The sequence below is a fragment of the Roseivirga ehrenbergii genome, assembly GCF_001593005.1.
Lineage (GTDB): Bacteria > Bacteroidota > Bacteroidia > Cytophagales > Cyclobacteriaceae > Roseivirga > Roseivirga ehrenbergii.
In genome coordinates, this window is sequence record NZ_LQZQ01000023.1 from 88,286 (window position 1) to 113,167 (window position 24,882).

Consider the following 24,882-nt stretch of genomic DNA (forward strand, 5'->3'; position numbering starts at 1 on the left):
GGCTTTTCACTCTTTCTTGGCCTTTAACCAGTAGCTGAGGTAGAGCAGCTGATAAAGCTTGTAAGTGTTATTGACGTTCTTGTCAAAATGATCTGAAATGATTTGCTCAATAAACGGCCTCTCCAAGTATTGGTAAAGCCCGTTCGAATCGAACACCTCTCCCAGTTTCACAGAACCAAGTCGTCTGATGTAACCATCGAGTGGTGGATTAAACCCAGCTTTTCTCCTTTCAATGATATCATTATCCAATGAATCCGCCAGCAGGGCTTTCAATATCTTTTTAGACCTTTTATGATCCATCAGGTCATTGTCGTCAATAGACAATACCTTTTCAAAAAGTTGGTGCGTGGCCAGGGGCACACGCATTTCTATGCTGCAAAGCATACTAGACTTATCTGCCACTAGAAAGTTGTGCGAGAGGAAGCCATACAAATCAAGGCACATTACTTTCTTCATATCGCTGATACCAGAAGGAAAAAGCGCCAGAATTTGATTGAGCTTGGCCTTGTACGATTTAATGCCATCTCTGCCTAGCATGCGACTGGTTTCTTCAGGTGAAAAATAGCCTATGGTAGAGGTATAGGAAAGCGCCAGCTCATTGTAGCGAAAAAAGGTTTTGAACCTTTCTGCCTTCTTTTCAAATTTTTTAGACAGCCTCAAAAGTGGCAGGGGAAGTAGCTTGTTGAGTAGACCGAAAAACTTCTGATGCTTGACCAGGTTGTATCGCGGATATCCTGCAAAGATCTCATCGGCCCCCATACCAGAGAGCATTACTTTATAACCACGCTGTTTGGCTCGCTTAGACAGATCGAGTGAAGCAATAAAAGTAAAGTCTGCGATGGGTTCTTCTGTCATATGTGCCAGAGACTCCACTTTCTCCAAAAAGTCTTCTGTAGACTTTATACTCTCCTTAGATTCTACCTCGTCCAGTTCAATATTCCAGTGCTTGCCTATCATTCTGGCATAGTTAACATCACTGCTCATACCCGCCTGTTTCACCTCATCAGGTTCAGCCTTGAAAAGGAGGGGCTTTACATTTTCAACAAATTTGAGCAATACAGTTGAGTCAACGCCACCGCTAAAGAAGAGTCCTACAGGTACGTCACTCACCAGATGTGACTTGATAGACGATTCTATTTCCTTTGCCCAATTGATATTTTGGTCTGCCTGCCCATGCGCTGTGGGAATCCAATAACGCTGCAACTCAAACTGCATGTTCTTATCCAGTTTGATCCAATGGCCGGGAGGGAGTTTTTTTATATGTTTAAATCCTGTATCGGGTTCATATAAAAAGCCGTTCAGCAGGAATTCGTACAGGCAGTCTTTATCTATCTTAGTCAGCTTTGGATCAAATTGACCAATGGACTTGATCTCAGAAGAAAAAAACAGCTGTTCCCCATCAAAAGCATAATATAAGGGCTTGATGCCGAGCTGATCTCTGGCAATGAACAGGGAACCATCAACCTTGCTATAAATGCAAATACTGAACATGCCCAATACCTCGTCTAGAAACGACTCTCCTTGCTTGATGTACAGATGCAATAACACTTCTGTATCAGAGGAGGTTCTGAACTCAACACCTTGCAGATACTTATCTCTTAGCTGTTGATAGTTATAAATTTCTCCATTAAAGACAATACAATACTGGCCGTCCGTAGTCCACATAGGCTGATCAGACTCTTTAGACAAATCAATGATGCTCAACCTGACATGCCCTAGCCCCAGGTGTACCTGGTGATCATTGCTTTCAAAGGCACCTCTACCATCAGGCCCACGATAGTCAATTACATCAAGTGCATTGCTTAGTTCGGTGGTATAAAATTGCTTCAGTGAGCAATAACCTACTATTCCACACATTTATTTTTTCTTTTTTAATGATAACAATAGCCAAATCATAGGGAAAGCCAGACTATAGGAGAAGAACATGAAGATAAAAGCAAAGGCTTTGTGTTTTGTTTTAGCCTTTGTAAGCAGAAAAATAGAGAAGAACAGCCCGACGGCCAATAAACCGGCTCCCATAACTGTATATGAAAATGCAGAAGTGAAATGAACTTGCTCATTGCCCAGAAGTGAAAAGAGAAATTCACTTTCATATACGAATTCTTGTGCTGTTGTTTCTACATCTCCAAACCCAACACCAAACGGATACACCGACATCACCAGAAAACTCACATAAAACCCACTGAGTCGATAGAGAATGGAACTATCATTCCCTAGTCCCCCTGAACTACCTTCCGATAGTTTCATGATTATGTCAATGCCCCTACCCAGGTTCAATCCAAGAGACCCTAAATAAATAACCAGCAATACAGTAAGGATGACTACCAAAGAAAATCCTGAAACTCGTTGAATGAAGGGGATTTTGTTGTCGAAAAGCTTGAAGCCCAAAAATACTACATAATACAAATAGCCTGTACCCGATTTAGTGAGCAAGATCATGAAGAGAATCAGGATGTGAAGCAGGAAAAACTTTACATTACTTAATTTATTATGAGACTTTAAATGATCGTTGATCATGGCAAAAGCCACCAACAACCCTCCAAAAAGGCCCGGCTCTGTTGAAAGGGTAGAAATGCCACGATAGCCTAGAAAATCGACCGAATTGGTATTTCTTATGAGCATATCCTGAATATTGAAAAACAGGTTAGGCATTGCCAACAGGCCTACTGTGAAACCTGCATAAATAAGGATCGACAAAAAGAAAAAATTGGCTTTGATCTCAAACTCGCTAGTAAAAACAAGGAGCAACACCATACCATAAAGCATGGAAAGATACTTACCATAATCTATTTCAAAGCCACCGAATGGATTTATAAAACACAGGAGCAAGAACGTGTACAGGAGCAAAAAGAGATTTCTCTTTTCCACAACAAGCTTCTTCGAAAGAAACCTAAGCGCTAATATGACTCCTGCTAATAGCCCCCCCAGTGGTTGTACATCAGACTGTATGGGTACTGGGGAGACGAAAGGGAAAAACACTGAAAACTGGAAAACTCCAAGCAGTATACCTTCCAGGGTAAAACTGGAGATACCAGTTTGGTTTTCTTGCCTTATCCTATTCAGTCCTTCAATCATGGCCATTCAATGGCTCTGTCGACAGTAAGTTCTTCAAAAAATCTTCTACTCCTTTAGAGTCGTAATTATTTGCCAGGTAGCGTTGTTTATACAACTCAAAGTCAGCTTTCAAAGCCTGAAAATCTTCAAGTGTTGGGACAAGTTCACCGATTTTTTCCAGAGTACCAATATATTCAGGATCAAGAAAATCAAGGCGAGTATTCCTCATATATTCTGAAAACAGACAATAAATAATGGGAACTCCTTTGATTAAAATGTCTGTTGCGATAGAGGAGTTTTTCAAGACAGCCACGCTTGCATCATTTAAGTATTCGCTCATAGACATGCTATTGTCTATGAATTCAAGCTCCTCTGAAAATTTCAAAAACTTATTAATGTTGTCCCGCGGATGCATTTTCACAAACAACCTATACCCTAAATTTTCCTTGGCACCGACCAAGGTTTCCACGATCTCCATTTCAATGTCTTCATCGATGACGGGTTGTGAGAAGTAGATGATTTTTTTGACACTGTCATGCTTACTAACCTCTATTTCAGCCAAAGCATCCTCTGATGAATACTGAATGTTACCAATGAACCTGCCTATACTCTCTTTTTCAGGGTTGTTCATTTGATATTGATCAGCAAGTATTCGGCCCAGAAACAAAAAATAGTCACAATGGACAAAATTTGGTTCTTTCAAAGGGGTCATAGCTGTTGTTTGAATCTGATAAGTATCAGATTCATATTTTTTACCTACAAGGTTTGTTACATAGGCCTGAGGTGTAAACATCTCTCCCGTACTCAACTTCAATCTTCCTGGATATTTTTGATTTAGCTCGTTCATAAAACGATCAAGGGAGGTCTGATATACCCAAACTTCAAAGAATGCTATCACCATCTCCTTATAAGAGTCGTAATAAGCCACTTTCACTCCCAAATACTCAAAATAAGGATGTTTAACATTGCTTAACCATATGAATCGCAAACACTTGAACATGATTCTGATCAAATCGAAATGAGATATATAGGTACCAAAAGACACCGCCCTCGAACCCTTTTCAATAGCATACTGATAGTTTGTACCTAATGAGCTCGTGAGTTCGGCACAAAAGAATATAGTGTTTGAATATTTACGCTCAATTAAGTCAAATGCCTTATGGTGGGCAGGAGTTCGTGTATTAAGTACTAGAATATCTCCCTCTTCCAATTCCGCATATGTAGCTGTCTTTTTCTTAAGCGAACCAAGTGCTCTCAAATAGAAAAAGCATTTGGCAAACAACAAAAAATAGCGCCTTAGCAGCCTTCTGAACCATTGCCACACCTTGGAATGATGCCTCAGAACTTTTACTTCTATCCCAGCCCTAGTTTCGAGATAGCGCTTAATGAGAGCCGGAATGAAATCATACCTTTTGTAAAAAAATTCTTTGTTAACCTCGCCCTCAGCCTCATAATAGGGTGCAAAACCAAATGAATTGACCAAATCGGTAATAAGCACAGTGGTCACTTCGTGCTCTTCCATTAGATTCTCAAGAGTGATGATCCAATTGAATATATAATGATGGCTTCTGGAGAGATTCTTATTGCAGCCTGCAATGACTGCATTATAATCATCAGCTCCCTCAATCAGGTTGGAAGCGAGAAATTCATCATAACGTTGCGCCCACTCTTGTCTGTTTAACCTGGCATCATTGATGCAAACGGAAGTAATGTCTTGTGGTAGGCCTCCTTTTTGATTGTAGACCAATATATCGTTTGCTTCCAAGGGAAAATCAACGGAACCAAAAACAAGAACTAGCCTTCTTTTCATACAACTTCCTTTTTTTCAAATACATCATTGACCCTATAACTCCTGTATATCATCACATGCATGAGCACTGCTGCAACCAGCCCTGCCACGGGTAAAAGGTAAAAGAGTTGATGTTTTTCGTCAACCAACAAGAACGCACCCCACTGTAATAAGAGATAGCCTACCACCACAATCAATATTTGTTTGAGGTAGAGATATTCTTTAGAGAAAGCCATGCTCACCACACTACCCATAAACAAAGCGGCTACGATAGAACGGGTAATCAAATACACCGCAAGTGGAAAGAGCAACTGATCGAAATCGGAAAAGAGACTCAATAATACGGGGGAAGTCAGGAGAAGCAACCCACAAAAACCTAGAATAATAAGTGTGTAGACTTTATAGCCTTGTGTGTAAAAATGCTTCACTGAAAGTTGCCCTTTACTCAACTTACCTATGAGAATGGGAGTAATGATGAATGCAACTGGCCCTAGCCCCATAGCCACTACCGCTGCTACATTATCTGCCAATTGCATATTGCCAAGTAGCTCTTTATCGAAAGAGCTATAAGATAAGAAGTACTTATCGCTGGTACCAATCAAAGGTGTGAAGGCACTAATTATTGCTAGGGTAGCACCATTTTTTAGGAAGTCTATGAGGTTAGCAGATACAAATCTGTAGAAACTGACCTTAAAAAGGTTTTTCCACAAATCATATTTTAAGGTCAGCATTACACCTGTTAGTACAGACAAACTCAAACCTATAGCCCAGTATTTGAAAAAATCATGTACCGTTGCTCCCTGTGTACCAAAATAGAGAGCCGTTAGTAAGCTCGCATTGGTCAGATAAATGAGGTTGATTTGGAGCTTCTCCTGATAGACCCTTTTCAACGAAACAAAAGACTCAACCACCAGCTTGAGGGCTACTATACAAGCCACGTAATACTTGTATTCCTGATCAATGAGTAACAAGGTAAGGCCAAAACCGACTGCGGCAAAAGCCATGTTATACAGCAAGTTGTAGGTGCTGATGTATGACTTTTGCCATTCTTCCTCATAAATGGCAAATTTCTTCACCATCAATTGATTGACCCCTAAAACGAAAAAAGCAGAATAGGTAATGGTAAGAAAAGACCGTGCTGCATTACCATATTCTTCCGGTCCTGATCTATGCGCTACAAAAAAGAAACACAACGAAAGCAAACCAAATTCAAGGTATCTAAAACCCGTGAAGTAGGCATAACTTCGATGTTTCCACAATTGCTGTTTGAGATTCTGTAACATTCCACTATCCAGCCTCAGGAAAGTACTCCCCAAAAGACAGGAACCCAATCTTTAATTGATAGAGGGCTTACGGATTTTTTGAATGACGAAGTAGGATACGGACAAAAAGCCACCTAAGAAGGTGAAAATAAAAAGGATAATCACCTTGCGTGGTTTACTTCTATTAATTGGGATCACTGCGGGTTCTACTTCTGTAAACACAGGTATGTTCTTATTGTATTCTATACGCGATTCTTCCAGCTGCTGAGACAGAGAGCTAAAAACATTGAACAAGAGATCTCTTTCAGACTGTAATTGAGACTCGTAAACCCTTGATTTTTCTGTGTTCAAAAGTAGATTTTGATCTTTATACTTAGCCAATAAAGAGTCAATCTTTGAAAACTCAGACTTCTTAATTGCAACTTGAGTTTCAATAAACTCAAGTTGCCTTAGCTTATTTTGCTTATAATAATTTACCACATATCTCTCTATGTATTCTTTAGCAAAAATGGCCATTTGAGCACTCACTTGCGGATCTTGCATTTCTACATTTAAGGTGATAATACCCGATTCTTTGTTAACAAAAATATTCACACGCTCTCCAAGCTTTCTGGAGACGTTATGTTCCCTTTTTGAAAGCAATATGGCTCCCTCTATCTCAACATTCTCAAACTCATTATCTTCAATGCACCCCCCTGCACCAGATAGTCTGGATAATAATGGCATTTTCTCATGACAGGAAAAATAATCAACAATTGATAATTTCTGGTCAAGGCTCTTGAAGTAGTATTCCTGTGACATCATGGCCAACAGAAATGGAGTACTAGTAATAATGTTAGGGTATAATTCAGGCCTTATGGTACCAGTAGAAGACTCAGAACCAGAGAATCCCGCCAAGCTTGCAATCCCTCCTAGAGCACCTGAAAGCCCATTTTTGCCTTGAGTAGCCTCAGGTATCAATACGATTCTTGTTTTCCACTCTTTTGGATTGGTAAAAGCAACAACCAAACCGATCATAACAAATACCCCTACAGTAATTATGATCCATTTTAGCTTGGCCCGTAGCTCGATTAACAGGTCGTATAAATTGATTGACTGCATAATAGTAATTTAGAAATTCAATTGAGTAAATGTCTCAGTTTAGGCTATGATCCATTTTAAAAATCAAGTAACCTAATCAAATACACGTCCAGCCACCATCCACTACCAAATTCTGGCCTGTGATGTAGCCGGCGCCTTCAGACATAAAGAAAGCTACTGCTGGTGAGATATCTCCCGGATTTCCCATTCTTTTCATAGGTACTTTATGCTCATAAGCTTCAACAAACGCTTCCGGCTGATGATCGAAAATTCCACCAGGCGAAACACAGTTGACACTGATACCCTTTTTACCAAATTTTGAAGCCAAATATCTACTAAAATTCACAAGCCCTCCTTTGATGGCCGAATATGCTGCCGGGGGTGATAGCTGTGTATTCTCGTAGATAGTAAAGTCATTGCCAACGACCCCATAGATAGAAGAGATATTGACAATTCTACCCTCTTTTCTTTCCACCATGCCTTTTATTACCTGCTGAGTAATATAGAAAACTGCGTTTAACTGCATGTCTACATTTTGGCTCCATGAATCATAGGGGATTTCTTCAAAAGGTAATCCCCAATCTTTAGTGCGAGGATAGGCATTGTTTACTAATCCGTAAACTGGCCCATATAATGTTTCCACCTTTTTGAGAGCCTGGTTCACTGCTTTAGGCTGTGTAATATTGCACTTAACAAAAGGCTCGTCCAACTCATCTGTATCAGCGATATCAAAATTGATTGCCTTAAAGCCTTGGGAGGACAGAGTCTTCATAATCTCCCTACCAATCAAACCACTTCCTCCTGTTACAATTATGATTTTCCCCTTGTTCATATATTCATGATTTTGCCCTTATCTAAATAAGAGTCCTGTCCCTTTAGCATGGTGCGCAGCAATGCTGCAGTACGCTGTGGGTCTATGGCAGGAACTCCGGTTTTGATCTGCTCATTGAAAGCTACCAATGTATTTCTGAAGGCATTAAAGTTATCGTTGAAATGGACAGACAACACCTCTCCCGACTCCAGATGTAAATGAGATCTAATGCCTCCATAATTCGCTCCACTCAGGTTGATGAGCGTGTAGCTGCCATTTTCATACATGACTCTGAACATCCGATTTTGATCAGATCCAATATATTGCACACTACATGGCAAACTACCAATCAGGGGGTCTAATCCTTCCAGTGTATGGATACCGTAGTTCATCCAATGGTTTACGCTATTGCTGTAACTCAATTTAATCTTAGACGTTAAGCTTCCCTGAAGTTCCATAATTCGTGGCAAGTATCTCAAACCAGAGCAACTCATAAGTAATCCTTTTTCCAGAAAGGGCATGAAATAGTCAAGTTCTTTATAATTGCTACAAAGCGGCTTATCTACGAAAACGTACTTCCCCTTTTCTAGAAATGGTGCTGCATAATGAGTATGCTGGTCATCTCTTAGGATTAAAACCCCATCGACTGCATCTAACATTTGGGTAAAATCTTTAACCACATGCTCTACTCTGCCCACCGCAGCTATGCAGTTTGATAGTTCCAAATCCTGAGTCCATACATGAGTAACTCTCAAGTTGCCTATACCAAACAAATTGGACGGCTGAAGTTGCAGATAATCATTAATGGGGGTAATAGGATTTAAATGCAGTTTATCCTGATTGTATCCATTCAAAATTGCTGAGAAGGAAAAGGGGTGTCCGTTTCCTTCACTGTATCCGATAACGCCTAGATTCATAATCTATAGATTACCAAACGGCCCAACCACCATCAACACAAATATTCTGACCCGTCATGAATCTTGATGCTTGGCTACAAAGTAAAGCTACTGCTCCCTTGAGGTCATCAGGATCACCAATTCTTCCAAGGATGGCTTTATCTGAAAGTCTCTGAATAAACGCTGCATTTTCACCTTGTGTGGATTTAAATGGGAAAGCACCAGGGCTGAGTGCATTAACACGGATACCTTCTTCAGACAAAAAACTCGCCAGGTACTTGGTAAGCTGAATTACACCAGCCTTTGCCGCACCGTAACTTGGCGGGTTGGCATAGCGCTTTCCATCATACATACGATAATCTGGTGCAATATGACCATACATTGAAGCTATATTTACAATGACGGGATCATCAGATTTTGTAAGTAGCGGTTTGATCTCTTTTGTACAGTTGAACACACCATTTAAGCATACATCAATATCATATTTCCAATCTTCATAAGAAATCGACTCGAAGGTATTTTTATTCCCTGACCAGGCGTTGTTCACCAAAATATCAAGTCTACCGTATTCAGCCTCAATTTTTGATGTTAATGCTTTTACTGAATCAATATTGGTTATGTCTACGGCATAGGTACCTGTATCGGCACCATACTCTGCTTTGAGTCTTTGTGCCAATAATTTAGGCTTTTCTTCACTTCGGCTGGCAATCAATACCGTGGCTCCCAGTTCTGCCAAAGTTTCGCAAATGCTGGTACCTAGGTATCCTGCTCCACCCGTAACCAGAGCTACCTTACCAGTTAAATTTTGTAAGTCTTTTAAATTCATTATTACTACTTAAGTATTCTTCAGTTCTGTATAAATTTTGACCTCAAACATTTATCGGGTCATTTTCATTAAGCAACCGCTTCATAAAGTACTCGGCTACTTCAAAATCTATTTCTGTATCTATTTCTGCAAAGAATTTTGAGGTACTTTGCAAAGGGAAAAATTTCCCATATAGCACGCTCTTTGCATGAGTTTCTATGAACCTATCCACATTGAAGCCATATATCTCTCCTGTGAGTTCGTATCCTTCTTCCTGCTGTTGTCGGGGTAAGAAAGGATCGGCACCAGAAATGAATGGTAGAGCAGTATCTCCTTCTATTTTCCAGATTCTGGTGGGGGGTAATTCGCATTTCTTAAAACTTGCAACACTGTCAAACCTATCGGATTGAAGCATTTCTAAAGCCTTTTTCACATCCTGTTTAGTTCTGAATGGAGAAGTACATTCCAGTAAGAAACAAAAATCAGGTCGTAGATCCTCTGAGGTAAGTACGCCCAAGGTATAATGTACTGCATCTACCACCAAGGAACCGTCCTCTGCCAGATAGTCGGGTCTCAAAACAACCCTGGCACCATAAGACTCCGATATCTCTTTAATTTGCTCATCATCTGTAGACACAATGACCTCGTCAAAAACACCACAATCTAGTGCAAATTTTATGGTGTGTGCAATGAGTGGTTTACCTGCAAAAGGCTTGATATTTTTTCCAGGCAATCCTTTAGAGCCTCCTCTGGCTGGTATAAATGCAACTACTTTCATAGATTAAGGTGGATAATATCTTTCAATGCCTTCTCATAATCATCTGGCTTTCCTATGTCAAGCCAATAATGGCGATTAGAGTATGCCACCAAGCGCTTACCTGATTCAATCAAGGCTTGCATTAAATCCGTACTATTATAAAAACCGGACTTTGGAATCCTCTCCAAAATTTCTCTCTTTATCAAATAGATACCTCCATTTGAATAATAGGTATAGGTTGGTTTTTCTTTGAAAGAACTCACCAGCCCATCTGTGGTTTCCATGACCGCGTAGGGCACATTGTGTTCGTAAGGTATCGTAACAACCGACATGTCAGCATCTTTCTCTAAAAAGTCCAGAAAGAAATCTTCGTAGTCTAGGGTAGTTAGTAAATCGGAATTGGTTACAAGCACGTAATCGTGATTGAAATCGGATATTTTGCTTACCGCTCCAATGGTACCTAATGGTTCATCTTCCCAAACATACTTGATTGAAACTCCTTTGCCCGAGCCATCACCATAATGCTCCTCCAATTGCTCGCCTAGGTAACGGACTGAAATCCAGAAATCATCTATGCCATATTTGATAAGCCTATCTACATTGTGATCGATAATAGGCTTTTCGCCCACTTTAAGCAATGGCTTTGGTACCGTATCAGTCATAGGCTGCAGTCTGGATCCTCTACCACCCGCCATTACTACAGCATCCAGTGGTAGGTAAGATTTCTGAAACCTGAAGTTTATGATATTTACTATTACATTATTTTCATCTATTACTGGGATTATTCGAAAATCATTCTCCCGATAATCTATGACTTGCTGGATGTCATAATTGCCCTTTTGAATAAACTTGGGACTAGGTTGAATAAATGCATCCACCGTGTTATCGACACCGAGATCATTTAGCAGTCCTCTTCTTACATCACCGTCTGTAAGGCTGCCTTTTAACTTACCCTGTTCATCTACCACAAAAAGTATGGCGTCTTGCATTAACTTATTCAGTTTTGCGAGGGCCTCCTTAATTTTTGTGCCTTGAATTATTATATGATCTTCAACTTTGATCATTTGATATCTTAATTACTTTAATAAATCATTTGTCTGGTTAAAGCTGTACCTCAATCCTGATTAATAAACCTTGCTCATTATTCGGTTTTGCCTGTCCAGGACAGAATGGTTTCTTTGATTGCATTTGCTGTATCTGGTTTATAATAAACATTTTTTCCATCAAAAGAAGGACCCTTGAGTAAATCCATCATTACTTTTATGAGTACTTCTTTTTTGAAAGGAATATCGATTACATTGTCATTACTTTTTCTTCCTTTTTGTCTGTCACCTACGTTTAAGACAAATTTACCGAAAGACGCGGCCTCAATGATGCCGCTTGATGAATTTCCAAGAACGAAAAGACAGTTTGACAAAGCTGCAAAATAGTTTTCTTTACCAAAGCTCTCAACTAGGTAAACCTTTTCAGGAAACCTCTCTTTCAGATCTAGTGCCATGTTTCTGAATGTAGTGCCTGAAGTATCAGCATTCGTTCCTGTAATTACTATATTGGTATACATCAACACCTCATTTAACGCTAGCATAACTTCCTGTGCATGGATGCTATTGTTTTTGCTCTTTACAGTTTCAGGATGAAATGTGGAAAGTATAAAGGGTTTTTGAGGAATACTGAATTTCTTGCTTACTTCGAACCAATCTGGCAATGGTTTTTTTTCTATTTCACTTAAGCTTAAGGCTCCTACATTATATACGAACTCATCAGATTCGATTAGACTGACTACTCTTTCCTTAAAAAATTGGGTGGTTACAAAATGCCATTTGGAGGCAATTGTAATTTGATGACGATACACATTATCTATAGCCCCGAGGGTAGTTTCGCCACCATGTATGTGCGCTATTTTGAGTTCATGAGGTATGGTGGCCTGTACAGCTGCCGACATTTCATATCGATCGCCCAAAGCAAAGACAATATCAAATTGATGGCTTTCAAAGAGTTTGTTGAATTGTAGCACTAACTTACCATAGTAGGTCACTATCGCTGAAGGACTATCATCTTCTCCCATACCCTCTACTTTTAAGATTTGTCCTAAAGCCTCCCTTTCAATGACATGGATTGTTTCACCGTATTTAGACAGTAAATGCGAACCAAAGGCAATAATGCTCAATGAAACACGGTCGTCTTCTGACAGAAGTTTAAGAAGCGGCTTGTAAATACCGTAATCCGCTCGAGAGCTTGTAAGAACTCCGATGTTTATAGGTTCCATCAATCCACTAGGTCATCAAGCTGTAAAATATCGCCTTGGATTAAATTTCCGCAGGTCTTTCTCCCCACAATTTCGGGCCATTTCATGGGAGATATACCATTTCCTGGTCTCAGGGTAATAAGGTGCTCTTCGGAAAGCACTGTACCTACTGGTACATCTACTGCCATGTGAATACTTCTACGGGCAACCAACTTATTCTTTTTTTCACTTTCCGAGGGTTCCTTAAGGCCACTACCTGAAAGTGCACTTTCAATATTTCGGATGCCCCGAACCATCGCAACTAACTCATCTGGCTCCAAAGAGGCTCTGTGGTCTGGCCCAGGTAGGTCTCTATCTAAGGTGAAATGCTTTTCTATAACGGTAGCTCCCATTGCCACTGCCGCGATAGGTACTTCAATTCCTAAAGTATGATCTGAATAACCAATGCTTACCCCAAAGTGCTCGCCTATGCTGTTCATAGCTCGCAGGTTTACATCATTCATAGCAGTAGGATAATCAGTATTGCAGTGCAATACCGTGATTTTCTCTTTTTTAAATCCATAGGAGCTCAGTAGCTCAAGAGCATCACCTATTTCCTCCAAATCGGCCATTCCTGTAGAAAGTATCAATTGGTCTGCCAACTGAGACATTTTTCGCAAATATGGGTAGTTGGTAATTTCTCCACTAGGTGACTTAAATAACCTTAGCCCCAACTTGTACAAATAGGTCAGACCGTCTTCATCAAATGCAGTCGAGAGAAATTCAATACTTTTTGATTTGCAATAGTCAACCAGCATCAGATGATCTTCATCAGACAATTCCAGCGCCTCAAGCATACTGAGTTGATCGTCCTTTTCATCTCCTATATTATTTTGCTGGTATTCGGCTCTCTTAGCCTTTTTACTGACGAGTTTACTCGCTTTAAAACTTTGAAATTTCACATAGTCCGCACCCGAGTCAGCTGCCACATCTATTAACTGCCTAGCCTTTTCCATATCACCATTATGGTTGACACCCGCTTCAGCAATGATCAATACTTTCCTCATAATCTTTAAATAACTCCCTATTTAGCTTGTACGGTTAAATCAATTAAGGTATAGCAATGCAGTCTTCGAAAATTACAGGGTGGTGTTTCTTATATCCTTTATCAGCAATCCCACTTCTACTCTATGCCTCTGTGAGCACTGCTGGGTAAGTTTACGATTCTGTCTGACAAGTATTCTGCATTAGCCTGATCATCCCGATAACAGTCCTTGAACATGGGTAGTTGATACATAAGTTTCCATATAGGTCTGGTCATAATTCCTCCTTGGTTGGTACTTCTGAGAAGGTGATTTCGATCTTTCAGATTTTCGCATTCAACACTAATGAGCCAGTAATTCCAATCAGTATCTTCGGGAATAGACTTTAGCTTAAAACCTAATTTGGGAAGTTCCTCTTCGTATCTGGCAAATATTGCTCGCTTTTTAGCAATAAAAACATCAAGGTTTTCTAGCTGTGCCGCTAGTACCGCAGCATTAATGTTCGGCATTCTGAAGTTATAGCCCAGTTCATCATGATAGTACTCCCAGAGGTGTGGCACTTTAGCCGTTGTGGTCAGGTATTTGGCTCGTTGAGCATACTCAGGATCCGTTGAAATAATAGCCCCCCCCCCGCCTGAAGTTATGATCTTGTTACCATTAAAAGAAATACAACCCATTTTGCCAAAACTGCCTGCAGCCTTACCTTTGTAGGTGCTGCCAAATGATTCGGCAGCATCTTCAATTACCGGAATGCCCCACTCCTCACAGATATCTACGATCTCATCAATTCGGCACATAAAACCAAAAGTATGCATAGGCAAACACGCTGCTACGCGACATCCTGATACCCTATTAAATATTCCTTTGTCAGTCTTGTCACAGCAATTTTTCAGAAAATACTTCAATGATTCAGGAGACATACCCATAGTATCACGATCCACATCAATAAAAACAGGTCTTGCTCCATTGTAAGCAATTGCGTTGGCGGTAGCTACAAAAGTGAGTGCCTGGGTAATAACTTCATCATTTAGCCCCACTCCGCATATCCGCATACTCACCTGTAGTGCTGCAGTACCATTTACTACTACAGTAGCTCTACCAGTGCCAGTAATTTCGGCTATTTTATCCTCTACCTGATCTACATACTTTCCTACAGATGAAACAAACGTAGAGTCGATTGCTTCATTTAAATATCTTTTTTCATTTCCCCAAAAATTGGGTTCATGAAGGTAAACCCTTTCAGGATTTCCATACATACTTTTAATAAAAATGACTAGGTTATCTAAATCCAACATTTACTATTTCTTCAACAAAAATGATTCGTCTTAATGAGTAACTATATTAATAATAACCTCAAATAAGTATCTTGATTAGGTTAAGGAAAAATATTAATTCAATTACTCAAACGATCTATAACTAAGGCAATTGTAGCTACTGTTCCAAAAGCAGAAATGATGGCTTGAACATTTACTGGCTTTCTGTCCGGCTTCCTACTTACAAAAATGGTAGACCCTGCTTCTACTTTTGGGTATTTTTTGAAAAAAAGAAAGCGCTTCACTTGTCTTCTTTCCCCATTAGGATATTGAATATAACTCCCTCCCTTCTTTGCAGTGATTAAAAAGCCCCCAGATCTTTCAATATAATCCTTAAAACTAAATTCCTTATCAAATCTCACATTGAGAGGAGAAGTAACTTCTCCTGCAACTCTTACTGTTTCCAATTTACCGGGTATGGATATTACATCACCTTCTTTGACAATAAGATCATATTTGGAGCCTGGTTCATCAAGTATTCTCTGTAAGTTAATTGCAACTGGTTCTTCTTCTTTAATTTCGATATTTCTTACTAGTGAGTCTTGCTCCGAAATGTCTTGAATAAGTTCCTTTTTTAGTTTACTCCCAACCAAATCATTCTGCGTATCCGTTTCAACCTTATCTTCTAATTTTTTGAGGCGTTCAATTAGTTGAGTTTGGCTAACATTCTTCAACTCAGACTCATCCTTAAGTACTTTTTGCCTTAATTGTTGCAAGGACTCTTGACTAATTTGATCGTTAGATTTAGAATTTGAAAACTCTGTTTTTCTGATTAAGATAGCTCCAGAAGCATCGGCATATGGGGTTAAGCCGCCCGCCCTCTTAATTACATCTGAAATACGTTCATCCTTTCTACTAATGGTATATACCCCTGTTGCCAATGCCTCGCCCTCAACAGTAACCTGCTGTTGAATGGTATAACCTGGTGATTTTCGGATGTATACCTGATCAAAAGGTTTTAATATTTGATTTCTATCTTCTGAATCTAGCGACAGAGTCTGATCGATAGAAAGTGTAATGATATCAGCAGCAGAATTAACACCTCCGTTCGTATTTCTTCTAGCAATTTCTATCATCGCTCCTGAGGCAGATTCTTTCAAACCTCCAGATAGAATAATTAAATCCTGAACCGTCATCCCGTTAAAAAATGGATAGACTCCTCCTTCTATGACCTCACCAGACACTTGAACATAATACTCTTCTTTCAAATCATAGATAGAAGTTATTTGAACAACATCCTCTCTTGATAAAGTTATATCTACAATATCACCTCTCAAAAGAGCCGCTAAATCTACTGGAATAACAGACTGAGAAAAATTATCACCTGTTCTGTATATTGTGATACGAGACATATTAGCATCCCCTCTTACACCACCAGCCTTCTCGATTAATTTCTTTAAAGTAAGTTCACTTGTAAGTTGATACTCTCCCTCTCTGTAAATAGCTCCACTAATTATTACTCTATTAGAAAAACGGTCAAGTATCCCACTCACCTCTATAAGATCACCATCACTCGGTTGAAAATCATCAAACCTCTCTTGATCCACATCTATTATTTCTCTTTCCCTATTTCCATTACGCTTAACAGTCACAGTACTTTTAAATGCCTTGCTTGTAAAACCCCCAGCATATGATAAAAGGTCGCTGAAGCTTTCATTATCCTTTAATTCAAACAACCCAGAGCGTTTTATCTCTCCATCTAGCTCTATTCTACTAGAAAATGGCTCCACTATTATAACATCCCCATTTTTCAATCTAACATCACCTGAACGAATTCCGCTTGTTAAATAGGGGTAAACATCTAATGTAGAAAGTAGTTTATTGTTTCTGACTACTCGAATCTTACGAAAGGTGCCGTTCTCAGTAGGCCCACCTGCTGCATGTAAAGCGGTATAAACTGTTGAAAGTGATGGCAGCGAATACATACTTGGCTTAGCAACCTCACCAACGACTTCTATATTGATGGTGCGAATGTTTCCAAGACTGATTTGATGAAAGATAGTAGGAGGGTTATTCCCTTGAGCTTTAAGTCCACTATAAATCTGGCTCAATCGGTCAATAATTTTCTTTGAAGCGGCTTCTATGGTTAATCCATTTACATAAACAGGAGATAAATTCTCTGGTCTAATTGTTCCTTCAGGGGAAACTTCAAATTGAAAATATGCTTGTGTGACCCCCCATAAATCAACAACAAGTACATCTTTCGGCCCCAATTGGTAATCTACTGGAGTGGGTAAATTGAGGTTTGGTGCAAATGTAAGGTTACGCTTTTGGAAAAGGTCAAAGCCAAATATTTTCTTCTGTTCTTCTGTCAACTCAATGGCCTCATCACTAGAAAGAGCCCCAAAAACACTTTCGTCATTTAATAAGCTAGGTTCAAGACGTGAATTCCTTTTATCAGTTGAAGTATTATTCATAGTGTTAACACCACTCCTTAGGGCTTCAACCCTTCTACGCAACTTTGAGATTTCACTTTCCGAAACCCCTCTTTGTCTAGCCAATAATTCTAATTCAGACTGAGTCAAACCTCTCTCTTCAGCCTGCTTCATGTAGCTCAAAATCTGCTCATCTGAGAGTTCATCAACCTTTACAGACTTCAAATCCAAGCCACCTAAGGACTGAGCCTCTAAAGCATTAACTGCGCAAAAAATAAAAATGATTAAGCCTAATATTCGAACAAAGCTAAACAAGCCTTTACCTAAGTTCCTTTTGAGTGCCTTTTGAAAGTTTTGGTAACCTCTATTCATCATATTACAATAACAAGACTCGTATAAAGTCTTCAAATATATACTATTTTATTTAGGCTAAAAATCAGCTGACTTTTCGTAAATGATTCATACTTATTTCCGCTTGAAGCTCTATTCCTAAACTCGAAATCAGTAAGAAGGCTCTATTGCCTTGCGTTTTTCTAATCACACCTGATTGACCTGATAGCGCTCCAGAATTGATACTGACTCGACTACCAGTTTGGAAGTTTTCATTTGACAATTCTGATAAGGGAAATTCTTCTAAAAAGGATTTGATTTCTGATATTTCTCTTTCTTGAATAATTGCAGGTTTGCCCAGCCATCTTACATTCGAAACAATCGAGGCGTCTTTCAAAATCTCTAATCGGCAAGTCTCATCAACCTTAGCAAACAAGTATGATGTGAATACTGGCTCTGTCACTTTTTTCTTTCTATCAGACCATTGCTTGAGTACAGTTCTGGTCGGGCAATAGACATCGAAACCTTTTGAAGTTAACCTCTCAGCCGCCTTTTTCTCGTTACGTGGCTTGGTATAAAAAGCTGTCCAGTATGTTCTTTGCTGATTATTCATTCCAAATTAAAAGGTTTTGATTTGGGTCGAAAGTCATTATGGCGGCTTCTTCATTAGAGTATACTAGGTATTGAATTTTCTTAGGCACTAATGATTCTGCTTTCTGAATTAATTGAACAAGATAATGAAGGTCTGGATTTCCAACAAAGATCAAACTCACAACATCTGAATCTTTACCAAGTGCCAAATCTCCTGAAAGATACACCTTGCTTAAATCCCCTAATTTTTCAACTACTTCGTCAATTACGTCTTGAAGGCCTGTATACTTCAAAAGGATACTCCGAACTTCTTGAAAAAGAGGATATTTTTTATTGGCTTTAAAAACTTTTTTATTTCCGACCAAGCCTGAATCTAACATTCCCGCTTCTTCAAACCTATTCAACTCAACGCGAATTGAATTTGTGCTTTCATTAAATTCTTCTGCCAAACCCCTCAGGTAGGCGCTTGAGTCTGGGTTCAAGAAAAGTCTTAAAAGTAATTTTATTCGTGTTTTTGAAGAAATAAGTGCTTCAAGCATTATCAAAAGCTTTTAAGGCTATGCGCTATTTGCCAATTTAATTGATCAAATGATACAGCTTCGCCTCGTAAGTCCCAAGTCAGAACTCAATATTGAGTAACAAATTTACTCAATATTTTCAAATAGCAATAAACCTCTTAGTATTTGTATGTTAATTTTTTAACCAGTCAAAAATACTATGACAAGCCATTGAAAAAAGTTCCTATAAAGAGAAAAACTTTAACACATTTTCAATTATAAAATCTTGTTGTTCGCTCTGCATTTCAGTGTGAATAGGAAAAGAAATCACTCTAGAACAAAGGTCTTCCGTGATTTTGAAGTCCCCTTCCTTATACCCATGATAACTATAAGCTTTTTGTAGATGGTTAGGGACTGGATAATAAATCATAGATGGAATTCCTTGAGCAGCAAGGTACTTGTTCAACTCATTACGCTTTGAAGCATCTTTCAACTTAATCGTATATTGATGGTAAACATGATTAGTGAAATTAGCCGTGATTGGCGTAATTATCTCGTCTGTGGTGGCAAAAGCACTATTATATTTATCCGCGACTTGTTGACGAGCCTGATTATATCCATCTAAATACTTCAGTTTAACCTTCAAAATAGCAGCCTGAATACTATCTAGTCGCGAATTCACTCCAATAGAATCATGATAGTATCTTTCACTTTGGCCATGATTGACAATCATTCTGAGTTTTGCTGCAAGCTCATCGTCATTGGTCATTATAGCTCCGCCATCACCGTAAGCGCCTAAGTTTTTGGAAGGGAAAAATGAAGTTGCGCCAGCATCTCCAATCGTTCCAGCTTTTACAGTATTTCCATCACTGAATTTATAATTCGCTCCAATGGCTTGAGCTGTATCTTCAAAAACCTTTAAATCATGCTTTTTAGCAACTTTCATTAGGCGCTCCATATCCGCACATTGTCCGTATAGATGGACAGGTACAATAGCCACCGTATGATCTGTGATTTTTGATTCTAAATCTTCAATGTCAATATTGAAAGTATCTGGATAAACCTCTACAAATACTGGCCTTAACCCCAGAAGAGCTATAACTTCTACTGTTGCTACATAAGTGAATGAAGGAACTATTACTTCGGCACCTTTCGGAAAATCATATGCCATCATAATTACCTGAAGTGCGTCTGTACCATTTGCACATGGGATTACATGTTTAACAGACAGGTATTTTTCTAATTCAGACTGAAAATCAGAGACAGCAGGGCCATTGATAAAAGTAGCATTATCTAAAACCTGATTGATTTCTTCCTTTATTTCCTCCTTTATTTTAGCATACTGACCCACAAGGTCAACCATTCTTATCGGCTCCATCACTTATTATAAAATTTCCTGTACCACTCAATAAACTTCCCTACTCCAAACTCTAGCGATGTAGCTGGCTTATAATCTAAATCATCAATCAAATCTTGAACATCCGCATAAGTCGCAGAAACATCACCTGGCTGCATAGGCATAAATTGCTTTTCAGCCTCCTTGCCTAAAACCTTCTCAATTGTAGTTACAAAATCCATCAGTTTTACTGGTGAATTGTTACCGATATTGTAAATCTTATATGGCGCTTTAGACGACCCAGGATCAGGCTGAGAACCAGACCAGCTTTCATTGCCTTTGGGAGGATTGTCATTTACTCTAGTAATCCCCTCAACAATATCATCGACATAAGTAAAGTCTCTTGACATTTCTCCATTGTTGAAAACCTGAATCGGTTTTCCATCTAGGATTGCTTTGGTGAATAAAAATAAGGCCATATCTGGTCTTCCCCAAGGGCCATAGACGGTAAAGAACCTTAAACCAGTTGTTGGCAGTCCAAACAAATGACTGTAAGTATGTGCCATTAACTCGTTACTCTTTTTGCTAGCTGCATACAGACTAATAGGGTGATCAACATTATGACTCGTAGAAAAAGGGCGAGTCTCGTTCAAACCATAAACTGATGAACTACTTGCGTAAGATAAGTGCTTTACTTTGTTGTGTCTACAGGCTTCCAGAATGTTAACAAACCCCACAATATTGCTATCTATATAAGCTTTTGGGTTTTCTAAGCTATATCGAACTCCAGCTTGAGCAGCAAGGTTAATTACCTTGTCGAACTTTTCTACCTCAAACAATCGATTTAGGTTTTCAGCGTCTTCTAATTGACACTGAATAAAACGATAAGACTTGAATGTTGAACTTTGAATTAGTTTATTATACTCAATTTCTTCGGAATCAATACCGGTTTCCAGCAATCGTCCGTACTTAACACGGATATCATAGTAATCATTGATTGAATCTAGGCCTACAACTTCATCCCCTCTTTCAAGTAGTTTTTTAGCTAAATGAAATCCGATGAAACCAGCAGTACCAGTAATTAAAACTTTTGCCATTATAATCGAGCGGTGATAGTTTCTTTTGGAAGGAACGATTTCACATCATAAATAACTGAATCTGAACCTACATTCGCTGGTTTCATCAAATTCATAAATTCATTGTGCGCTACCGCTAATACAATTCCATCGTATGATTTCATATCAAGTTTAGACTCACTAACTAAATCCAAACCGTATTCATGTTTAACTTCTTTAGGCTCTGCCCATGGATCAAACACATCAACATTCACCTCAAACTCCTTCAATTCCTGAATGATATCGATCACTCTAGAATTACGAATGTCTGGACAGTTCTCTTTAAAAGTAATACCTAAAACCAGCACTTTTGAATCTCTGATAACTTTTCCTTTCTTCATCAAAAGCTTGACTACTTGACTACCAACGTATGGGCCAATGCTATTATTGAGCCTTCTGCCAGCCAAGAGAATTTGTGGATAATAGCCAGTCTTTTTGGCTTTCTGAGCTAAATAGTATGGATCAACCCCTATACAGTGACCTCCCACTAAGCCTGGTCTAAATGGTAAGAAGTTCCATTTAGTACCTGCAGCTTCCAAAACGTCAACGGTGTCAATACCCATCTTATTGAAAATCATTGCTAATTCATTCACGAAAGCAATGTTGATGTCACGCTGCGAGTTCTCTATTACTTTTGCAGCCTCGGCCACCTTTATTGAAGCCGCTTTATATGTTCCAGCAGTAATTACGCTTTTGTAAAGTTGATCTACTCTTTCTGCTATCTCTGGAGTAGAACCAGAAGTGACTTTCAAAATCTTCTTTACGGTATGTTCTTTATCTCCAGGGTTGATGCGCTCAGGTGAGTAACCACAATAAAAATCCTTGTTGAATTTCAATCCAGACTTGTTCTCCAAAACAGGCACACAATCTTCTTCAGTCGCCCCAGGGTAAACAGTCGATTCATAAATAACAATATCTCCTTTTTTAAGCACTCCTCCCACCGTTTCAGAAGCTTTAATTAGCGGTGTTAGGTCAGGGTTCTGATCGTCATCAATCGGTGTTGGGACTGTCACTATAAAAATATTACAGCCCTTAATGTCCTCTAGTTGATTTGTGTTAAAAAGACCCAATGTGGAATCTTTCTGTGCCAAAACAGAAGAAAGAAGGTTATCCTCTACTTCAAGCGTTCTATCATGACCACTATTGAGTTCATCAATTCTGGGTTGATTGATATCAAAGCCAAAAACCTTGTATTTCTCCGCAAAAGCTACTGCCAACGGAAGGCCAACATAGCCCAATCCAATAATTGCAATCTTATTCTCTGACATGCCAAAAATTTGTTCGGCACGAAAATAGGGATTATAAAAGATTCTTCAAGTGGAATAAAAGAGTTTATTCTCTTCTCTATGTAGCTCTTAACATTTTGCTAACATTCGTCAATGCCCTGATTGGGTGATAATTAGCAAAAATTCAAACACACTGTTCTGAAAGCCACTATATTTGCCCATCTAAAATGAACAAGAATCAGATATTCTCTCTAATAGGAAAAGAGCTACTCTCTGAATGGAGACAGCGGTTCGCATTGAATGGGATGGTACTTTATTTGGCCAGTACCATCTTTGTGTGCTATATGAGTTTTGGTCTAAAAGTAGGAGCCATCGATGCTGTAACTTGGAACGCACTATTCTGGATTATACTTCTTTTTACCGCTGTGAATTCGGTAGCCAAAAGTTTTATTCAGGAATCGAGAGGTAGGGCTCTTTATTATTACTCCATAGCAAGTCCTATTGAAATCATTATTTCTAAAACTATCTATAATGCACTCTTACTCTTAGCTTTGGCCTTAGTTGGTTTTGTAATCTACTCTTTTGTAATGGAAAGGACTAACGAAGACGGAACTACCTTTGATTTACTCTATTTCCTTATTGCTATAGTACTTGGCTCTTTAGGCTTGGCGTCAAGCCTTACCATGATTTCAGGTATTGCTGCTAAAGCTGAAAATAGCACCTCGCTGATGGCCGTTTTGAGTTTCCCTGTTATACTTCCTATTATCCTGATGGTAATCAAGCTTTCTAAAAACGCTATGGATGGACTTGATCGATCGGTAAGTACAGACGAAATTCTAATACTAGTAGCCATAAATGCAATCGTATTCGCGGTATCTTACTTGTTATTCCCTTATCTTTGGCGATCATAAAAGAAGCGCAACCATTCTGAGTTAACTCTCGTCTAATCGCTTTGTTAAATGAGCCACTAAAGGTTAATTGTCATGAAGAAAAACTGGTGGAAAGCCCTAGCCTTAATTCTAGTAACCTACACACTATTGGCAGGCCTACTCATGGATGCCCCCCGATTAAATATTCTAAACGAAACTATTCGAAACCTCCATTTCCATGTTACCATGTGGTTTGGAATGGTGATACTGCTAACTGCATCAATGGTTTATGCGATTAAATATTTACGATCAGGGCAAATTACACTAGATGACAAATCCGTAGAACTGGCCAAAGCAGGAGTTTTAATGGGAGCCTTAGGAATTATTACCGGAGCAGTTTGGGCAAATTATACATGGGGTGAACCATGGAGTGGTGATTCCAAACAAAATGCTGCTGCCATATGCCTATTGATTTACTTTGCTTATTTAGTGCTTCGTAACTCAATGAAAGATGAACAACAAAGGGCTCGAGTAAGCGGTGTTTATAACATCTTTGCCTATGCGGCAATGATTCCGCTCCTTTTCATTTTACCAAGGCTAGACCCTAATTCTTTACACCCAGGTAATGGAGGAAATCCTGGTTTTAATTCTTATGACCTTGATAGTAAGCTTAGGGTAATTTTCTACCCTGCCGTAATTGGCTGGACCCTCATGGGGGCTTGGTTAGCCAACCTAAGAGTTAGAACCCGACAAATTGAACGTGCTTTAGAAGATTAATTGATATGAAAAAATTTCTCACCATCCTTTTCCTTTGCTTCAGCTTAGCTTCCATTGCTCAAGATGGCGCATATGAAATTACCGATGACAGTTACAAAGATCAAACGGTTGAAATGGCCGATACAATGCGCTCAAATGGTAAAATATATGTAGTTGTAGCCGTTATCATGATTCTTTTTGTAGGCCTTAGTATTTATACTATTTCCGTTGATAAAAAGATAAGTAAGCTTGAGAAGGAGGTTTTCAAAGAAAAGGCTAATTCATAGTCGTTTGTGTTGTAATTTCGCACCCAAATAGTGGTTCATCCCGTTGAACCCAAAAAATTCCTGTTATGAAAAAATCGAGTATCATCGGAATCGTAGTGATCGCCATCGCCATCGCTATCATCATTTCTACACAAAACAGTGCTAGCTCATATGTTTCATTTGATGTAGCCAAAGAAATGGCTGAGAATGGAAGCAACAAAAAAATCCATGTGGTAGGAGAACTTAAAAAGAACACTGTTGGTCAAGTAATTGGTGTAAACCCAAGCCCAGACAAGCTTTCAGTTTCGTTTGTTATGCTAGATGATAACAACCTAGAGCAAACCGTATATTATAACGAACCAATGCCTTCTGATTTTCTTAGGTCAGAGAAGGTGGTAGTAATTGGGTCTTATCACGATGACAAATTTATTGCTGATAAAATACTTCTCAAGTGCCCTTCTAAATACGAAGAGACTGAACTTTAATC

23 protein-coding genes are annotated in these 24,882 nt (G+C 39.0%); 4 read left to right on the forward strand and 19 right to left on the reverse strand.

Annotation, left to right across the window (positions count from 1 at the left end; all coding sequences use genetic code 11):
* Positions 1-6: 6 nt before the first annotated feature.
* From asnB to MB14_RS09585, 19 genes are all read right to left on the reverse strand, one after another.
* Positions 7-1,857 carry an asparagine synthase (glutamine-hydrolyzing) gene (gene asnB / locus MB14_RS09495; RefSeq protein WP_062591325.1) on the reverse strand — a complete coding sequence of 617 codons (1,851 nt, stop codon included), beginning with the start codon at positions 1,855-1,857 and terminating at the stop codon, positions 7-9.
* Complete coding sequence (locus tag MB14_RS09500; RefSeq protein WP_132644132.1) at positions 1,858-3,075, reverse strand: hypothetical protein; 1,218 nt, start codon at positions 3,073-3,075, stop codon at positions 1,858-1,860.
* On the reverse strand, positions 3,068-4,864 hold the full coding sequence (locus MB14_RS09505; RefSeq protein ID WP_062591327.1) for a CDP-glycerol glycerophosphotransferase family protein: 1,797 nt from the start codon (positions 4,862-4,864) through the stop codon (positions 3,068-3,070). Before MB14_RS09505 ends, MB14_RS09500 begins: the two co-directional genes overlap by 8 nt.
* Complete coding sequence (locus tag MB14_RS09510; protein WP_062591328.1) at positions 4,861-6,126, reverse strand: MATE family efflux transporter; 1,266 nt, start codon at positions 6,124-6,126, stop codon at positions 4,861-4,863. Before MB14_RS09510 ends, MB14_RS09505 begins: the two co-directional genes overlap by 4 nt.
* 51 nt (positions 6,127-6,177) lie before the next feature.
* Positions 6,178-7,206 carry a Wzz/FepE/Etk N-terminal domain-containing protein gene (locus MB14_RS09515; protein ID WP_062591329.1) on the reverse strand — a complete coding sequence of 343 codons (1,029 nt, stop codon included), beginning with the start codon at positions 7,204-7,206 and terminating at the stop codon, positions 6,178-6,180.
* Positions 7,207-7,282: 76 nt separating this feature from the next.
* A complete protein-coding gene (locus MB14_RS09520; RefSeq protein WP_062591330.1) occupies positions 7,283-8,017 on the reverse strand; it encodes an SDR family oxidoreductase in 735 nt (244 codons plus the stop codon).
* Positions 8,014-8,913, reverse strand: coding sequence for a Gfo/Idh/MocA family oxidoreductase (locus MB14_RS09525; protein ID WP_062591331.1), 900 nt, complete (start codon positions 8,911-8,913; stop codon positions 8,014-8,016). The genes MB14_RS09520 and MB14_RS09525 overlap by 4 nt, the downstream gene beginning before the upstream one ends.
* A gap of 10 nt (positions 8,914-8,923) precedes the next feature.
* Positions 8,924-9,718, reverse strand: a complete 795-nt coding sequence (locus MB14_RS09530; protein WP_062591332.1) for an SDR family oxidoreductase — start codon at positions 9,716-9,718, stop codon at positions 8,924-8,926.
* A 43-nt stretch (positions 9,719-9,761) separates the two neighbouring features.
* Positions 9,762-10,475 (reverse strand): acylneuraminate cytidylyltransferase family protein, encoded by a 714-nt coding sequence (locus MB14_RS09535; protein WP_062591333.1) that lies wholly within the window; start codon positions 10,473-10,475, stop codon positions 9,762-9,764.
* On the reverse strand, positions 10,472-11,518 hold the full coding sequence (locus MB14_RS09540) for a nucleotidyltransferase family protein (RefSeq protein WP_062591334.1): 1,047 nt from the start codon (positions 11,516-11,518) through the stop codon (positions 10,472-10,474). Before MB14_RS09540 ends, MB14_RS09535 begins: the two co-directional genes overlap by 4 nt.
* 77 nt (positions 11,519-11,595) lie before the next feature.
* On the reverse strand, positions 11,596-12,720 hold the full coding sequence (gene neuC, locus MB14_RS09545; RefSeq protein ID WP_062591335.1) for a UDP-N-acetylglucosamine 2-epimerase: 1,125 nt from the start codon (positions 12,718-12,720) through the stop codon (positions 11,596-11,598).
* Positions 12,720-13,745 (reverse strand): N-acetylneuraminate synthase, encoded by a 1,026-nt coding sequence (neuB, locus tag MB14_RS09550; protein WP_062591336.1) that lies wholly within the window; start codon positions 13,743-13,745, stop codon positions 12,720-12,722. Before neuB ends, neuC begins: the two co-directional genes overlap by 1 nt.
* 116 nt (positions 13,746-13,861) lie before the next feature.
* On the reverse strand, positions 13,862-15,016 hold the full coding sequence (locus tag MB14_RS09555; RefSeq protein ID WP_062591337.1) for a LegC family aminotransferase: 1,155 nt from the start codon (positions 15,014-15,016) through the stop codon (positions 13,862-13,864).
* Positions 15,017-15,114: 98 nt separating this feature from the next.
* Positions 15,115-17,784: an SLBB domain-containing protein gene (locus MB14_RS09560; protein ID WP_062591338.1), complete on the reverse strand. Its 2,670-nt coding sequence runs from the start codon at positions 17,782-17,784 to the stop codon at positions 15,115-15,117.
* 61 nt (positions 17,785-17,845) lie between these two features.
* A complete protein-coding gene (locus MB14_RS09565) occupies positions 17,846-18,352 on the reverse strand; it encodes a UpxY family transcription antiterminator (RefSeq protein ID WP_062591339.1) in 507 nt (168 codons plus the stop codon).
* Positions 18,345-18,869: a winged helix-turn-helix domain-containing protein gene (locus MB14_RS09570; RefSeq protein WP_062591340.1), complete on the reverse strand. Its 525-nt coding sequence runs from the start codon at positions 18,867-18,869 to the stop codon at positions 18,345-18,347. The genes MB14_RS09565 and MB14_RS09570 overlap by 8 nt, the downstream gene beginning before the upstream one ends.
* Positions 18,870-19,071: 202 nt before the next feature.
* Positions 19,072-20,205: a DegT/DnrJ/EryC1/StrS family aminotransferase gene (locus MB14_RS09575; RefSeq protein ID WP_062591341.1), complete on the reverse strand. Its 1,134-nt coding sequence runs from the start codon at positions 20,203-20,205 to the stop codon at positions 19,072-19,074.
* Positions 20,205-21,260, reverse strand: coding sequence for an NAD-dependent epimerase (locus MB14_RS09580; protein WP_062591342.1), 1,056 nt, complete (start codon positions 21,258-21,260; stop codon positions 20,205-20,207). Before MB14_RS09580 ends, MB14_RS09575 begins: the two co-directional genes overlap by 1 nt.
* Positions 21,260-22,546, reverse strand: coding sequence for a nucleotide sugar dehydrogenase (locus MB14_RS09585; protein ID WP_062591343.1), 1,287 nt, complete (start codon positions 22,544-22,546; stop codon positions 21,260-21,262). The genes MB14_RS09580 and MB14_RS09585 overlap by 1 nt, the downstream gene beginning before the upstream one ends.
* Positions 22,547-22,731: 185 nt before the next feature.
* On the opposite strand from MB14_RS09585, the gene MB14_RS09590 reads away from it, so the two are divergent.
* The 4 genes from MB14_RS09590 to MB14_RS09605 all read left to right on the forward strand — a co-directional run bounded on the left by MB14_RS09590 (position 22,732) and on the right by MB14_RS09605 (position 24,880).
* On the forward strand, positions 22,732-23,415 hold the full coding sequence (locus MB14_RS09590; protein WP_172796108.1) for a heme exporter protein CcmB: 684 nt from the start codon (positions 22,732-22,734) through the stop codon (positions 23,413-23,415).
* Between the two features lie 72 nt (positions 23,416-23,487).
* Positions 23,488-24,150: a cytochrome c biogenesis protein CcsA gene (gene ccsA, locus MB14_RS09595; protein ID WP_062591344.1), complete on the forward strand. Its 663-nt coding sequence runs from the start codon at positions 23,488-23,490 to the stop codon at positions 24,148-24,150.
* A 5-nt stretch (positions 24,151-24,155) separates the two neighbouring features.
* Positions 24,156-24,416 (forward strand): CcmD family protein, encoded by a 261-nt coding sequence (locus MB14_RS09600; protein WP_062591345.1) that lies wholly within the window; start codon positions 24,156-24,158, stop codon positions 24,414-24,416.
* Positions 24,417-24,481: 65 nt separating this feature from the next.
* Entirely contained in the window at positions 24,482-24,880 is a 399-nt protein-coding gene (locus MB14_RS09605; protein WP_053222430.1) for a cytochrome c maturation protein CcmE domain-containing protein, read from the forward strand.
* Positions 24,881-24,882: the final 2 nt, after the last annotated feature.

Excerpts from the sequence above, each read along its gene's own strand:
- MB14_RS09575 (WP_062591341.1), bottom strand. The coding sequence starts at position 20,205 with ATGGAGCCGATAAGAATGGTTGACCTTGTGGGTCAGTATGCTAAAATA.
- MB14_RS09580 (WP_062591342.1), bottom strand. The coding sequence starts at position 21,260 with ATGGCAAAAGTTTTAATTACTGGTACTGCTGGTTTCATCGGATTTCAT.
- neuC (WP_062591335.1), bottom strand. The coding sequence starts at position 12,720 with ATGGAACCTATAAACATCGGAGTTCTTACAAGCTCTCGAGCGGATTAC.
- MB14_RS09590 (WP_172796108.1), top strand. The coding sequence starts at position 22,732 with ATGAACAAGAATCAGATATTCTCTCTAATAGGAAAAGAGCTACTCTCT.
- MB14_RS09570 (WP_062591340.1), bottom strand. The coding sequence starts at position 18,869 with ATGCTTGAAGCACTTATTTCTTCAAAAACACGAATAAAATTACTTTTA.
- MB14_RS09530 (WP_062591332.1), bottom strand. The coding sequence starts at position 9,718 with ATGAATTTAAAAGACTTACAAAATTTAACTGGTAAGGTAGCTCTGGTT.
- MB14_RS09505 (WP_062591327.1), bottom strand. The coding sequence starts at position 4,864 with ATGAAAAGAAGGCTAGTTCTTGTTTTTGGTTCCGTTGATTTTCCCTTG.
- MB14_RS09565 (WP_062591339.1), bottom strand. The coding sequence starts at position 18,352 with ATGAATAATCAGCAAAGAACATACTGGACAGCTTTTTATACCAAGCCA.
- MB14_RS09555 (WP_062591337.1), bottom strand. The coding sequence starts at position 15,016 with ATGTTGGATTTAGATAACCTAGTCATTTTTATTAAAAGTATGTATGGA.
- MB14_RS09535 (WP_062591333.1), bottom strand. The coding sequence starts at position 10,475 with ATGAAAGTAGTTGCATTTATACCAGCCAGAGGAGGCTCTAAAGGATTG.
- MB14_RS09525 (WP_062591331.1), bottom strand. The coding sequence starts at position 8,913 with ATGAATCTAGGCGTTATCGGATACAGTGAAGGAAACGGACACCCCTTT.
- MB14_RS09500 (WP_132644132.1), bottom strand. The coding sequence starts at position 3,075 with ATGATTGAAGGACTGAATAGGATAAGGCAAGAAAACCAAACTGGTATC.
- MB14_RS09540 (WP_062591334.1), bottom strand. The coding sequence starts at position 11,518 with ATGATCAAAGTTGAAGATCATATAATAATTCAAGGCACAAAAATTAAG.
- MB14_RS09605 (WP_053222430.1), top strand. The coding sequence starts at position 24,482 with ATGAAAAAATCGAGTATCATCGGAATCGTAGTGATCGCCATCGCCATC.
- MB14_RS09520 (WP_062591330.1), bottom strand. The coding sequence starts at position 8,017 with ATGAACAAGGGGAAAATCATAATTGTAACAGGAGGAAGTGGTTTGATT.
- ccsA (WP_062591344.1), top strand. The coding sequence starts at position 23,488 with ATGAAGAAAAACTGGTGGAAAGCCCTAGCCTTAATTCTAGTAACCTAC.
- MB14_RS09510 (WP_062591328.1), bottom strand. The coding sequence starts at position 6,126 with ATGTTACAGAATCTCAAACAGCAATTGTGGAAACATCGAAGTTATGCC.
- MB14_RS09515 (WP_062591329.1), bottom strand. The coding sequence starts at position 7,206 with ATGCAGTCAATCAATTTATACGACCTGTTAATCGAGCTACGGGCCAAG.
- asnB (WP_062591325.1), bottom strand. The coding sequence starts at position 1,857 with ATGTGTGGAATAGTAGGTTATTGCTCACTGAAGCAATTTTATACCACC.
- MB14_RS09600 (WP_062591345.1), top strand. The coding sequence starts at position 24,156 with ATGAAAAAATTTCTCACCATCCTTTTCCTTTGCTTCAGCTTAGCTTCC.
- neuB (WP_062591336.1), bottom strand. The coding sequence starts at position 13,745 with ATGAGGAAAGTATTGATCATTGCTGAAGCGGGTGTCAACCATAATGGT.
- MB14_RS09560 (WP_062591338.1), bottom strand. The coding sequence starts at position 17,784 with ATGATGAATAGAGGTTACCAAAACTTTCAAAAGGCACTCAAAAGGAAC.
- MB14_RS09585 (WP_062591343.1), bottom strand. The coding sequence starts at position 22,546 with ATGTCAGAGAATAAGATTGCAATTATTGGATTGGGCTATGTTGGCCTT.